The organism is Enterococcus mediterraneensis (assembly GCF_900604485.1).
Classification (GTDB): Bacteria; Bacillota; Bacilli; order Lactobacillales; family Enterococcaceae; genus Enterococcus_C; species Enterococcus_C mediterraneensis.
In genome coordinates, this window is sequence record NZ_UWOP01000001.1 from 306,400 (window position 1) to 320,056 (window position 13,657).

A 13,657-nucleotide genomic window follows, 5' to 3' on the forward strand; every position below is an offset into this window, starting at 1 on the left:
CAATGCACATCCTCTTAGACTTCATATATTTTTTTAACTTTGTCCTGTCAATTCTTGATACAATGTCACATAATTTTCAGAAGAAGTTTCCCAGCTGAAATCACGAGACATTGCTTGCAGAACCAGTTTATGCCACGCTTCTTGAGAAGAGTGATACAACTCCACCGCTTTTTTCACGGCTTGTAAAAATTGATAGGAAGAAAATTCAGCAAACCCGAATCCAGTTCCTTCACCAGTCACAGGGTTGAAAGGTTCAACGGTATCTTTCAAGCCTCCAATCTCGTGGACTATCGGCAATGTACCATAGCGCATAGACATCATTTGAGACAATCCGCAGGGTTCAAAGGCAGACGGCATCAAAAAGATATCTGATCCAGCATAGATTTTTTGTGCTAGCTTGACATCAAACGTAATATTGACCGCACATTTTTCCGGATATTTTTCCGCAAAATAGCGGAAAGTATTTTCAAAATGCGGATCACCAGTGCCTAATAAAACAAACTGGACATCCATATCCATCAAGTTTTGGAATTCATCTAGTACAAGGTTGAAACCTTTTTGATACGTCAGCCGGCTGACCACTGCGATCAGCGGAACATCTTTTTTCACTGGAAGTCCCATGATTTTTTGCAGTTCTTGCTTGTTTTTAGCTTTACCAGACAGATCAGTACTTGAAAAATGATAGCTTAACGACGGATCGTTTTCAGGATCATTGAGCTCATAATCGATTCCATTTACGATACCTCGTAATTTTCCAGCTTCCATCCGCAAGATCACATCAAGTCCGCAGCCGAATTCCGGTGTTTTGATTTCTTCTGCATAAGAAGGACTAACTGTATTTACGCGGTCTGCGTAAAGAATTCCGGATTTCATAAAGTTCAAACAGTCATCCAGACGGACAGTCCCATCTTCATAACGTTCCATCCCTACACCAAATAAATCAGGCAGCATATCGCCACTGTATTTCCCTTGAAATTCGATATTGTGGATCGTCAAGACGGTACGGATATTTTGATAGGCTTGGATCCAGCGATATTTTTCTTTCAATAAAAATGGAACCATCGCTGTGTGATAATCGTTAACATGCAGGACATCTGGAATAAAGTCCACCCGCTCCATCATCTCGATCAATGCTTGCTGGAAGAAGGCGAATCGTTCGCCATCATCATAGAATCCGTACAGACCATCGCGATCAAAGTAGTAAAGATTATCAATAAAATAATAGGTCACGCCTTGTAATATCAGCTGCTTGACTCCGCAATATTGATGACGCCAGCCCACTTCTACATAAAAGGAAAACAAGTCTTGACACTGTTCTTTATATTGCTCTGGCATTTTTGGATAATAAGGCAATACGACACGGATATCGATCCCTTTTTTTTGCAACTCTTTCGGCAATGCTCCCGCCACATCACCTAATCCTCCCGTTTTAAAAAAGGGTGCGCATTCTGCTGAAGCGAATAGTACTTTCATGCTTTGTTCTCCTCAAGTGCGTCAACCATCATGTCAGCTGTCACATGTGCTCCTTTTTTGACCACCATCGGTTTTTCCGGGGTACCAATGATTTTTACACCAGGATCGACGATTACGTTTTTATCTAAGATCGCGTATTGCACAACAGCGCCTTCGCAAATTTCATTGTTCGTCATAAGAATGGTATCTTCTACAACTGCATCTTTTGCGATGGTTGTACTGCGGGAGATCAATGAACGATGGACTTTTCCTTCCACTACACAACCAGAGGCAAATTGGCTGTTTTTAACATCTGAGGTTGTAGCGTAGTAAGTCGGCACTTCGTTTTTCAGTTTCGTGTAGACCTTCTGGCTGGAATACATCAATGAGCTGAATTGTCGTTGATTCAACATATCCATGTTCGCTTGATAATAAGACGGAACGTCATGGATATTGCTTAAATAACCCGTATATTCATAAGTCGAGCTTTTCAATTCAGTGATATGTCCCCGCAAGAATGTTTCCAAGTTTACCGGTGTACCGACTTTTTGTCCTTCTTTCAACGCTTTGATCAGTTGATCTGTTTGGATGATATAAATATCCGCACAAAGATTGACGGTTTCTCCCAGCTCGATGTCTTCAGCCTTGGCTGCACTATCGATCTTGCCGCCTTCTCCCAGCTTCAATACGATATCAGTAGGATATACTTGATCACGCTGGATACGTTTATAAACGACAGTCATGTCATTTTTCTGTACCTGATGGATCTTCAGCACCGCCCGCAAGTCAATATTGCATAGCATCTTGCTGCCCATAAATACAGTATATTCTGTTTTGGATTTTTCCAAAAAGTCGATTATTGTTGCATAGTAGTTTTCAGTTTCTTCTTTTTGTTTTAAAAGATCCTGATAGACATGAATGAAATAACGGTTTCTAACTCCGTCCAAATTCCACTCTTTCCCGCCGCCGATATGATCGAAAACAGATTGCGTTTCTCCTTCATTGAACATCATGAACACAGAGCTGATATTCGCGTTGACGATACTGGAGAGCGCAAAATCGATCAAACGATATTTACAGTCAAACGGCAATGTCGCCAATGGCCGATGTTCCGTCAATGGAAGAAGGTCTTCATATTGATTGAGATTTCCTAAAATTGCACACATATGTTTAGTCTTCATCTACTGTCACCCCGATTACTTCAGAATAGCCGACTACAGCGATCTCATCGCTGCCGTCAATTTCAGCACCGTCGCCGACGATCGCATTTTCACCGATGATCGCGCGGTGGATCTTAACATTTTTACCGATCGTTGCCCCTGGCATAACCACACTGTCAGAGATCTCCGCTCCTTCTTTTATCTGGACATCTGCCGATAAAATACTATTCTCCACATTTCCGGCTACATAACAACCGTCAACGATCAATGAATTTTTAGCTGAGCCGGTCTCGGTCAAGAAATGCGGCGGCGAGATGGTGTTTCTCGAAAAGACCCGCCAGTTTTTATCCCGGATCCCTAATTCCATCGCCGGATCAATGAATTCCATGCTGGCTTCCCACAATGAATCGATCGTTCCCACATCTTTCCAATAGCCTGAGAAGCGATAAGCAAAGACATTTTCTCCGCTTTCTAAATAGGATGGGATGACATGCTTCCCAAAGTCGATCATTTGTCCGTCTTTTGCATAACTGCTGGTCAAGACGTTTCGCAATCGACCCCAGTTGAAGATATAGATCCCCATAGAAGCCAAGTTGCTCTTCGGATGTTCTGGTTTTTCATCAAATTCAATGATCCGATCATTTTCATCTGTATTCATGATCCCGAATCGCGATGCTTCTTTCCATGGAACTTCCAACACACCGACAGTCAACGAAGCGTTTTTCTCTTTATGTTCTTCTAACATCGCTTCGTAATCCATTTTGTAGATATGGTCGCCAGATAATACCAACACGTACTGCGGATCCAGCTGATCGATATAAGCGATATTTTGATAGATCGCATGGGCAGTCCCTTCAAACCATTTGCTGCCTTCTGAACTGGAATAAGGTTGTAAGATCGTAACGCCGGTATTTATACCGTCTAATCCCCAACTTGCCCCGTTACCGATGTGATCGTTCAACGCTAACGGCTGATACTGTGTTACCACGCCAACATTTCTGATACCTGAATTCGCGCAGTTGCTCAATGCGAAATCAATGATTCGATATCTTCCTCCAAAAGGTACTGCCGGTTTGGCAATATTTTTCGTCAACTTCCCTAGTCTAGTTCCTTGTCCTCCTGCGAGGATCATAGCTAACATTTCTGTTTTCATTTTATTGCGGTGAAAAATCACCTGCCCCCTTTCATGATCCTATTCATTGATTTTTTTTGATCGTTTCCCACGAACATTTATCGTTTCAGGACGCAAGATCAATGCCCCTAATGCCGGTAAGATCGTTTTGATTTGATATGGAAATTGTTTGAATTCTATTTCTTCGGTTTCGCATAATTCATTCGGCTTAGTCCACGTGCCTCCGTATTCTGCCATTTCTGTATTGAGGATCTCACGATAGGTGCCTTTATAAGGTACACCGACCACAAAATCATGTCGTTCGACCGGAGTCAAATTGAGAACAACTACTAAAAAGTCTTTTTTAGTTTTGCCTTTTCGAATAAAGCTCAAAACACTGTCTGTCGTGTTATCTGCATCGATGATCTCGATGGTTTGTTCTGTATCTTCCAATTCCCACAGTGCTTTTTCTTCCTTATAAAGTGCGTTGACAACTTGTGTGAAATGAAGCATTTTGGCGTTCATTTCATCTTCCAGATCGATCCATTCCAGTCCATGATCATATTTCCACTCTAAAAACTGGCCCCACTCACTGCCCATAAAGAGCAATTTTTTCCCGGGGTGGGTCATCATGAACGTGTAAAGATTCCGCAAATGTGCAAATTGTTTATAGCGGTCTCCCCACATCTTATGCATCAGACTCTTCTTGCCATGAACGACTTCATCATGTGAAAGCGGCAAAATATAATTCTCATTGCGCATATACATAAAGGAAAATGTCATCAGATTGAAATGATTTTTTCGGAAAAGCGGATCCATTTCATAAAAACGCAAGACATCGTTCATCCATCCCATATTCCATTTGTAATCAAAACCTAGCGCTCCGGTTTCGATCATTCCTGTGATTTTCGTTTCTGAAGAGCTTTCTTCTGCCATCATGATCACAGCAGGATGTGCCAGCTTGATCACCGCATTTAATTTTTGCAAGAAATAATAGCCCTCAAAATTCCGATTGCCGCCTTCTGAATTCGGTGTCCATGGTCCTTCGTCATAATCCCGATAGATCATATTGGATACCGCATCGACTCTGATTCCGTCAATATGGTACATTTCGATCCAAAATAACGCGCTTGAAATCAGAAAACTTTGGACTTGCGGTTTTCCAAGATCAAAATTGATGGAACCCCAGCGAATATTATTGGCGCGATCCGGATCTTCATATTCGAATGTCGGTGTCCCATCGTAATAAGGAAGAGTATCATCATTGATACAAAAATGTCCTGGTACCCAATCCACAAAAACCCCGATATTGTTCTTATGACATTCTTCCACAAAATCTTGAAATTCTTCCGGCGTTCCATAATAAGAACTTAATGCAAAATAACCAATCAGCTGATAACCCCAAGATGTTCCAAGCGGGTGTTCCATCAGAGGCATAAATTCAACATGGGTGTAGCCCATCTCTTTAACATAAGGAACCAATTCTTCTTTCAGCTCTTTGAAGGTATAAGGCGTGCCGTCATCATGATGCTTCCATGAACTTGCATGCACTTCGTAGATATTCAGAGGACGTTTGAATGTACTGGAGCGTTTTTTTCTTCCTTGCCACAGTCCGTCTTTCCATTTCTTTTCAGAAATCGTATAGAGGACTGCCGCGTCACCAGGACGTTTTTCATAACGGATCGCAAATGGATCGATTTTGAAGATTTCACGTCCATTAGCTTGTCTTACTTTAAATTTATAAAGCTGTCCTTCTTGGGGGATCGTCGTTTCGATCTCCCAAATACCGGATGTTTCCCGCCGCTCCATCGGCAAAGAATCATCCCATCCATTGAAATCACCTACTAGCCAAACTTGTTGCGCATTTGGCGCCCAAACGCGAAAGACATAGCGATCTTTTATGTAATGAGCCCCCAGTAGATGTTGGCTGTAAAAATTTTCACCTGTAAGGAATCGTGCTTCAGCATCTTCGATTACCTGTTCTCTTCCTTTTTCCGCCATACTCGTTTCCTTTCCTAAAAAATATGTTGTAGATACTAAATTTGTTATAAATAACTCTGTTTTTGTTTTCTAATAATAGAATAACACATTTCTCATTTTTGTGATAATTTAAACCATAATTTTTTTGTGTTTTTTTGAATGTTTTCGGTTTTTATATCTTTATAAAATAAAACAAACGCTTACAAGTTTTTGTTCGGTTATTAAAGTCTATATTTTTAATATAATACGAACAATATTTTTTTTATACCAACAAATATACATATCACAAAAAATGGTAAAAGATGAGAAAAATATAGTATTACAAAACATAAGATTAGTTTTCAGTTAAAAAACGTTCTTTATTTATCTGTTATTTTCGGACCATACATCGCAAAAAACAATCTTTTATTATATTACATTTTCTTTTTTACAAGACTCATTTTCCTCACTGCTCCTTGTCTTAAAAGCTTTTGTTTCCATTCTTTTTTTGATATACTGATGGTTGGATTGACAGACAGAAAGGAGCAACGAAAGCTTGGATATCAAAATATTATTGATGATCTTCTTTATCAATTTTGCTTACATCACATTGAATACCTTACGCTTTTTGCTGACAATGAAGGGCTATCGTTTGATCGCTCCCTTAGTAAGCATGGTTGAGATCATCATTTATATCGTAGGGTTGTCAATGGTTCTTGATCGATTGGATAATCCTATCAATCTATTTGTTTACGCGTTAGGATATGCAATAGGGATCAGCGTGGGTATCAAGATCGAAGATGCATTGGCATTGGGCTATATCATGGTCACAGCGATCTTACCATCCAATACCGAAGAAGAAAGAAGTCTGCCGAAGATTCTGCGAGAAAACGGCTATGGTGTGACACAAACATTCGCCCAAGGATTAGAAGGAGAACGAATGGTGTTAGAGATCCTTTCCCCTCGAAAAAGCGAACGGGACTTATACCGCCTGATCAAAGAAGTCGAAGAACGAGCATTTATTATTTCTTATGAGCCGAAGTATATTTCCGGCGGTTTTTGGACGAAACGCGTCCGGAAACGGCAGAAAAAAGTCGGCAGCTAGCAGAAAACGGCACTAAAATCATTCTAGACAAGACGAATATGAAATGATCCTCCCAATGTTGAAGAGCAGCTCTGAAAGAGTATTTCTCATCTATTGTTGGGAGGTTTTTAATCTTAACAGGCAGTATTTCAGGGATTTCTTTCTATATACTGATCCTTTATTGTTTTTATATGTGAAAGAATCGACAAATTTTTATCATTTTGTTATCATTATGTATGAAGTCTTATTTGGTTGATGATTGGAGGTGTACAGTCATTCATAAAGAAAAATTATTAAAGCGAATATTACTTGGCAGCGGTGTGATTGCTATCATTTCCTTCTTGTTTCATATAGTATTGACGCAGCAAACTTTCTCATTGCTTTTTTCTGATCCGGTTTATTCCGTCAAGTATCAGACGATAGGAGGTTCGGATTTCTTTCTCCATACCTTTATTCTGCTAGGTAATTTATTCAGTATCAGTCTGTTTTTTTATTTCAAACAAATATTCAGCGATGGTTTCGTTGAAGCGACAAAATTAATGATCGCCTGTCAGGTCCTGCTTACTTTACGAAGCTTCGTCTTGATTTTCGATCCAAATTCCTTTGTTTATCTTGTTTTAGCGGGTATTCAACTGATCCTTGTAATAATGTCGTTATTTTTCTATTTAATAAATTTTTTGAATCGACAACAATACTTATTCTATGCGTTAGTGATCCTTGCTTGCTTAGTCGTTTATATCGGCAGCATCCTTTACACATTGGTTCTGTCTGAATTTACGTTACCAAATACTGGAAGTCTTTTGGTCGATGTGATCGTGATCGCTACTCTTACAGTGTTCGTTTACAGTTCAAAATCCCGAACCGCACAATAAAATTATGATAATAATAAAGGAAGTCAAAAAAAGCTGATTTGCAGAGAAAAGCAAATCAGCTTTTTTTTGACTTCCAGTATTCATTGATAAAAGTTTGAAAAATACAAGCGAGATCAAACTTTTTGATACAAAAACCTCTTTTGCAAATGGCGGATTTTGTCCCATCACTTGCAAAAGAGGTTCGTCTTTATTTTTAATACTAATTGTTTGCCCACAATTCTTTGACCTGCCCGCCAGTGTAAACTTTGTACATGCTCTCGATCTTCTTTTTCCCACTAGTAGCTACCACTAAAAAGTAATTGCCTTCCGTGTCAAAATCGATCTCGCCAACCACTTGGTATCTCATCCGTTCGTTATTCCCTCTTGTTTTATCATGAAGATAACTGATAGCTTGCGAACCAGACAAAATAAAGTTCTTTTCGATGAGCCAATCTAAGATCACTGGGACAACTGTTGCCGCACATAGCGATTTTTTATGTCTGATAGCTAGGATCAACTCACCATCTGAAAATTTTGCATCATCAAAACCGCTGACCTGCAATTCCTTACGAGCTTTCCCTATTTCTTCTTTAGCTACAAATGTGATTACTTCGCCATTTTTCTGTTTTTTCTTTAAATTCTCCTTAACACTTTCCATCACAAAACGCTCCTTCATTGAGTACTATGTTTATGATAGCAACAAAAAATGGCAATTTCAATCAGGACGCTTGTTATATTCTAATTTTAATCATCATTATTTAATTTTTTAATATTCTTGCTTATTTCATCCCTCTGAAATCGGAGACAAAACAATAAAATTAATCTGTTGAAGTTCTTGTTTTGACAGCAATAAATCAGCTAAAAGAAAAAGTTGAAGTACAGATAGTGACTCAACTTCTGGAAAATCGGTCTCTGCTTTTTCTGGAATGACGGGAATCAACAATTGGTAGCTTGTATCTTGCGGCTTGATCATTTTTGTTTCAAGCAATGCTTCTAAAAAAATACTTCTTCGTATTCTTTTGTTAGGAATTTTTTCTAAAATGACAGCAACTTGATCAAAGAAATACTCTTCGTTGACATCACCGATCATTTGCTGCAGTTGCGGATCGTTGAGGTCCTCTTCCCCGTTGCGATTGTTTGTAAAATAAATCGGAAGACTTGTTTCAGAAGTGTTCTGATAACTGACTGTATAAAACTGCAGTGTTTTATTTCCCACTTGATAAAACGCAGGCAGCCGGATTCCATCTTCTACCGCAAAAAAATAGGTTTTCTTTTTGATCTGCTCGTATATGCTCAGCAATAATTGGTTCGTATCTGTTTCCCCAAAAAATCTGCTGGTTTCCAGTTGTTCTTGCTGTGCTTGTATCTCCTTTTGCGAATAAATCGGAAATCCCAGATAGTAACGTCGCTCTTTTCTTACGATCAGTTCATGCTCAATAAGTTTATCCAAAAACTTTTCAAATCCCGGATCCGGAAAAGCTGCCTTTAATTGTCGCAATGTCGGCGCTTGAGGTCCTTGGATGTGTTCAACTAATTTGGCAAAGCGGTCGTCATGAACGAACCGCTCCGTTTTTTGATAAAAAAATTGCATAAGCGCTCCTTGTCTCTAAAAAAGAGATCATGACATCTCCCCCAGCTATCTCCATCCTCTTACATATCCCAGAAATGACCTGCAACTTTCAGCAGATTATCATTTTATGGAAGCTCTGTGATACTTTTTGGATGTCTGATCAGCGTTGAGTTATGTCACGATCCCTAAAATTCTATTTTGTAAAAGCTTCTGTTAATTGAGGTACAACTTGTTTTTTACGAGAAACTACACCTTTTAACAATGCGCGGTTATTATCCAATGTCGTTTGGAAAGCTTCTTCGACTTTATCTGTCGCTTTACCAACAACCAACAATTCCGAATTGCTTTCTAAAATATCTGTAGCAACTAATAAAAAGAGATCATACCCATTGTCTTTGTTTGCGGCAGCCATCGCAGTTTCTAACTCTGCTTGACGTTCAAATACTTCATTCAGATCGACTGTATTGACTTGCGCGATCCGCACATTGTTGTCGCCCATTGGGAAACTTTTCGCGTCCAGATCCAAAAGTTCTTCTACAGATTTGTCTCCTAAATTAGTACCGGCTTTCAGCATTTCTAAACCATAGCTGTTAAGATCGACTTCTGCAAGGGCAGCAAGTTCTGTTGCAGCATTTACATCTTCTTTGGTACAAGTTGGTGATTTGAATAATAATGTATCGGAAATGATCGCTGACAGCATGATACCAGCGATTGCTTTTGGTACTTCGATTTCCGCTTCTTTATACATTTTTAAAACGATCGTACTAGTACAGCCTACAGGTTCTGCACGATAGTATAAAGGATTAGCCGTTTCGAAGTTAGCGATCCGATGATGGTCAACGACTGATAAAATGTTCAGGTCCTTGATATCTGAGATACTTTGTTGGAATTCGTTGTGATCTACCAGCATAACGTCTTCTGTTTCACCGTTCGCTTTTTCAACAACTCGTGGTGCTTCTAATTGAAAATGATCCAATGCATATTGTGTTTCTTCACTAGGTGTTCCCAAAGCCACAGCTTCTGCTTCTACCCCTAATTCTTTTTGAAGATGTGCAAAGGCGATGGCTGCACCGATCGCGTCGGTATCTGGATTTTGATGACCGAAAACTAAAACTTTTGACATGTGATTCGCTCCTTTTTATTCACTTCATTCTAATGATAGCAAAAAACAGGAAAGATTCAATAAAAATCTCCTCTTTCCTGCTGTATCTTATCTCGTCAAATAACCTGTGTAATCACTTGTGTGCAGTAATTCCTTGGCATTTTGAACACGGTCTTCTGTTGGCGGTTCGATTCCATCTAGCGGATATGCCAGATCTAATTTTTCCCATTTGTATTTGCCCATCGTATGATAAGGAAGGATTTCTACTTTATCAACATTGTTCAATGACTTGATAAAGGTATCCAAACGAATCAGAAATTCATCAAAATCACTACGGAAAGGAACCAATACGTGGCGGATCCAAACAGGTTTATTGATCTCAGATAAATACTTAGCCATTTCCAAGATGTTGCTATTGGTTTGACCTGTCAATTCCCGGTGTTTATGGTCATCGATTTGTTTGATATCAAATAAGATCAGGTCCGTATACTCCATCAATTCGTTAAATTTAGAAAAGAATGGTTCTTTACGGGTAAATGGATTTCCACACGTATCTAGTGTTGTATTGATTCCCAGCGCTTTGGCTTTTTTGAAAAGATCGATCAAAAAATCGATTTGCAGTAATGGTTCGCCGCCGCTGACGGTGATCCCGCCTTTTTCTCCCCAATAGCTTTTATAATGCAGCGCTTCTTCCAATACATCTTCTGCTGTCCGTTGTTTTGCTTTTGGATCATTGATTTTCCATGTATCTGGATTGTGACAAAATTGGCAGCGCATCCGGCATCCTTGCATAAAGACGATGAAGCGAACACCAGGTCCATCAACGGAACCAAAACTTTCTGTAGAATGGATATTGCCAATAATCGGTTGTTCAGTCACTGTTGTCATAAACAGCTCCTCCTTTATCTAAAAAAACGAAAGCGAATAGAACTCCGTCCATCCGCCTTCGTTTTGTACTATTCACAAAATGACGTGCCTACATTTTTTCGTGGAATGTACGGCTGATAACGTCTAATTGTTGTTCACGAGTCAAGTCGATGAATTTAACTGCATATCCAGAAACACGAATCGTGAAGTTTGCGTATTCTTCTTTTTCTGGATGTTCCATTGCATCGATCAGTTTTTCTTTACCAAAGACGTTCACGTTCAAGTGGTGTGCGCCTTGGTCAAAGTATCCGTTCAATACGCTGGACAAGTTTGCGATTTGTTCTTCTTCGTCATGTCCTAAAGCGTCTGGGTTGATACTTTGTGTATTTGAGATTCCGTCTAACGCATATTCGTAAGGCAGTTTTGTCAATGAGTTCAATGAAGCTAACAAGCCGTGTTGTTCTGCACCATAAGATGGGTTGGCACCTGGTGATAATGGTGCGCCTGCAGGACGTCCATCTGGCAAGTTACCTGTTGCTTTACCATAAACCACGTTTGATGTGATCGTCAAGATTGAAGTTGTTGGTTCTGAATCACGGTAAGTATGGTAGTGTTCCAATTTTTCCATGAATGTCTTCAATAACCATACAGCGATATCGTCGGCACGATTGTCGTCGTTACCATATTTAGGGAATTCGCCTTCTGTCTTGTAATCAATTACTAAGCCGTCTTCATCGCGGACTGGGTAAACTTTTGCGTATTTGATAGCAGATAATGAATCCACAACGTGTGAGAATCCAGCGATACCTGTAGCAAATGTACGTTTCAAGTTTGTATCCATCAATGCCAATTCAGCTGCTTCATAGAAGTATTTATCATGCATGTAGTGGATGATGTTCAATGTATTGACATACATTCCAGCCAACCATTCTAACATGTCATCATATTTTGCCATCACTTCATCGTAATCCAATGCATCGTCAGAAGTAACTGGACGGTATGCTGGGCCGACTTGTGCTTTTGATTTTTCATCGATCCCGCCGTTGATCGCATACAACAACGCTTTCGCAAGGTTGGCGCGAGCACCGAAGAATTGCATTTCTTTACCAGTTTGAGTAGCTGATACACAGCAGCAGATCGCATAGTCATCTAACCATACTGGACGCATAACATCGTCGTTTTCATATTGGATCGAAGATGTTTCGATAGAGATCTTAGCAGCGTAATCTTTGAACCCTTGTGGTAAACGAGAAGAATATAAAACAGTCAAGTTTGGTTCTGGAGAAGGACCCATGTTTTGCAATGTACGCAAGAAACGGAAGTCATTCTTCGTTACCAATGTGCGGCCGTCTAAGCCCATACCAGCGATAGATAATGTTGCCCATACAGGGTCGCCAGAGAACAATTCGTTATATGAAGGGATACGCGCGAATTTCACCATACGTAATTTCATTACTAAGTGGTCGATCAATTCTTGTGCGCCATCTTCAGTCAATGTTCCGTTTTTCAAGTCGCGTTGGATATAGATATCCAAGAAAGTTGAAACACGTCCGATAGACATTGCAGCACCGTTTTGTTCTTTGATCGCTGCAAGGTAACCGAAGTACAACCATTGAACAGCTTCTTGTGCGTTTGCAGCTGGACGAGAAATATCATAGCCGTATGCAGCAGCCATTTCTTTCATGCGTTTCAATGCATTGTATTGATCAGTGATTTCTTCGCGCAGGCGGATGTCTTCATCTGTGAATTGTCCATGTCCGCAGTTTTCATGATCTTTGAATTTTTGTTCCATCAAGTAATCGATTCCGTACAATGCTACACGACGGTAGTCACCGACGATCCGTCCACGACCATATGTGTCAGGAAGACCTGTAATGATCTTGTTGCGGCGTGCCGCGCGGATTTCAGGAGTATAAGCGTCAAAAACGCCTTGGTTATGTGTTTTATGGTATTTTGTGAAGATTTCAGTAAATTTAGGATTTGGTTGGTAACCATAGCTTTCCAAAGCTTCTTCTGCCATGCGGATACCGCCATAAGGCATGAATGCACGTTTCAAAGGTTTGTCAGTTTGGATACCGACAACTTTTTCTAAATCTTTCAATGATTCATCGATATAACCAGCGCCGTATGCATTTGCAGCAGATACTACGTCAGCTTCCATGTCAAGTACGCCGCCATTTTCGCGTTCTTGTTTTTGTAGGTCTTGTAATTTGCTCCAAAGAGTCTTTGTAGCGTCTGTTGGCTCAGCTAAGAAATCAGCATTTCCTTCATATGGAGTGTAGTTAGTTTGAATAAAATCACGAGTATTGACTTCTTCTTTCCAGATGGTGCCTTTAAATCCATTCCATTGTTCCATTTAATGGACCTCCTTAATCTTTCTGTTCAATATGTAACAGCTTTACAAGGCAAGTATAACACAAGACACGTTCTTTGCAAGCATTTTCTTGTATTTATTTGAACAAATATCACTCGGCAAAAATAAAAGCCTTAAAAAACCTTAA

Annotated in this window: 11 protein-coding genes; 2 read left to right on the forward strand and 9 right to left on the reverse strand. The window is 39.8% G+C overall.

Translation table 11 applies throughout. From position 1 onward, the window contains the following. Positions 1-33 precede the first annotated feature (33 nt). The 4 genes from glgA to glgB are packed head-to-tail and all read right to left on the reverse strand — an operon-like array spanning position 34 to position 5,724. Positions 34-1,473 carry a glycogen synthase GlgA gene (gene glgA, locus EFB00_RS01460; RefSeq protein ID WP_122645165.1) on the reverse strand — a complete coding sequence of 480 codons (1,440 nt, stop codon included), beginning with the start codon at positions 1,471-1,473 and terminating at the stop codon, positions 34-36. Continuing rightward, positions 1,470-2,633 carry a glucose-1-phosphate adenylyltransferase subunit GlgD gene (gene glgD, locus EFB00_RS01465; protein ID WP_122645166.1) on the reverse strand — a complete coding sequence of 388 codons (1,164 nt, stop codon included), beginning with the start codon at positions 2,631-2,633 and terminating at the stop codon, positions 1,470-1,472. Before glgD ends, glgA begins: the two co-directional genes overlap by 4 nt. Next, the gene (locus tag EFB00_RS01470) at positions 2,623-3,765 is read right to left on the reverse strand and encodes a glucose-1-phosphate adenylyltransferase (protein WP_122645167.1); all 1,143 of its coding nucleotides are present in this window, start codon (positions 3,763-3,765) and stop codon (positions 2,623-2,625) included. Before EFB00_RS01470 ends, glgD begins: the two co-directional genes overlap by 11 nt. Positions 3,766-3,804: 39 nt before the next feature. Next, on the reverse strand, positions 3,805-5,724 hold the full coding sequence (gene glgB / locus EFB00_RS01475; protein WP_122645168.1) for a 1,4-alpha-glucan branching protein GlgB: 1,920 nt from the start codon (positions 5,722-5,724) through the stop codon (positions 3,805-3,807). Between the two features lie 514 nt (positions 5,725-6,238). On the opposite strand from glgB, the gene EFB00_RS01480 reads away from it, so the two are divergent. After that, positions 6,239-6,787, forward strand: coding sequence for a DUF2179 domain-containing protein (locus EFB00_RS01480; protein ID WP_122645169.1), 549 nt, complete (start codon positions 6,239-6,241; stop codon positions 6,785-6,787). Between the two features lie 227 nt (positions 6,788-7,014). Further along, positions 7,015-7,638: a hypothetical protein gene (locus tag EFB00_RS01485; protein WP_122645170.1), complete on the forward strand. Its 624-nt coding sequence runs from the start codon at positions 7,015-7,017 to the stop codon at positions 7,636-7,638. A gap of 199 nt (positions 7,639-7,837) precedes the next feature. Here EFB00_RS01485 and EFB00_RS01495 read toward each other — a convergent pair whose 3' ends face one another. The 5 genes from EFB00_RS01495 to pflB all read right to left on the reverse strand — a co-directional run bounded on the left by EFB00_RS01495 (position 7,838) and on the right by pflB (position 13,512). Then, entirely contained in the window at positions 7,838-8,275 is a 438-nt protein-coding gene (locus tag EFB00_RS01495) for a hypothetical protein (RefSeq protein ID WP_122645172.1), read from the reverse strand. Between the two features lie 126 nt (positions 8,276-8,401). Then, positions 8,402-9,208, reverse strand: a complete 807-nt coding sequence (locus EFB00_RS01500; RefSeq protein ID WP_122645173.1) for a DUF1803 domain-containing protein — start codon at positions 9,206-9,208, stop codon at positions 8,402-8,404. A 172-nt stretch (positions 9,209-9,380) separates the two neighbouring features. Beyond that, the gene (locus EFB00_RS01505; RefSeq protein WP_122645174.1) at positions 9,381-10,310 is read right to left on the reverse strand and encodes a manganese-dependent inorganic pyrophosphatase; all 930 of its coding nucleotides are present in this window, start codon (positions 10,308-10,310) and stop codon (positions 9,381-9,383) included. An 87-nt stretch (positions 10,311-10,397) separates the two neighbouring features. After that, positions 10,398-11,177, reverse strand: coding sequence for a pyruvate formate-lyase-activating protein (pflA, locus tag EFB00_RS01510; protein WP_122645175.1), 780 nt, complete (start codon positions 11,175-11,177; stop codon positions 10,398-10,400). Between the two features lie 88 nt (positions 11,178-11,265). Beyond that, entirely contained in the window at positions 11,266-13,512 is a 2,247-nt protein-coding gene (gene pflB, locus EFB00_RS01515) for a formate C-acetyltransferase (protein ID WP_122645176.1), read from the reverse strand. Between the last annotated feature and the right edge of the window lie 145 nt (positions 13,513-13,657).

Coding starts and splice junctions, on each gene's coding strand:
- pflB (WP_122645176.1), bottom strand. CDS start 13,512: ATGGAACAATGGAATGGATTTAAAGGCACCATCTGGAAAGAAGAAGTC.
- EFB00_RS01500 (WP_122645173.1), bottom strand. CDS start 9,208: ATGCAATTTTTTTATCAAAAAACGGAGCGGTTCGTTCATGACGACCGC.
- EFB00_RS01505 (WP_122645174.1), bottom strand. CDS start 10,310: ATGTCAAAAGTTTTAGTTTTCGGTCATCAAAATCCAGATACCGACGCG.
- glgA (WP_122645165.1), bottom strand. CDS start 1,473: ATGAAAGTACTATTCGCTTCAGCAGAATGCGCACCCTTTTTTAAAACG.
- pflA (WP_122645175.1), bottom strand. CDS start 11,177: ATGACAACAGTGACTGAACAACCGATTATTGGCAATATCCATTCTACA.
- EFB00_RS01495 (WP_122645172.1), bottom strand. CDS start 8,275: ATGGAAAGTGTTAAGGAGAATTTAAAGAAAAAACAGAAAAATGGCGAA.
- glgD (WP_122645166.1), bottom strand. CDS start 2,633: ATGAAGACTAAACATATGTGTGCAATTTTAGGAAATCTCAATCAATAT.
- EFB00_RS01470 (WP_122645167.1), bottom strand. CDS start 3,765: ATGAAAACAGAAATGTTAGCTATGATCCTCGCAGGAGGACAAGGAACT.
- glgB (WP_122645168.1), bottom strand. CDS start 5,724: ATGGCGGAAAAAGGAAGAGAACAGGTAATCGAAGATGCTGAAGCACGA.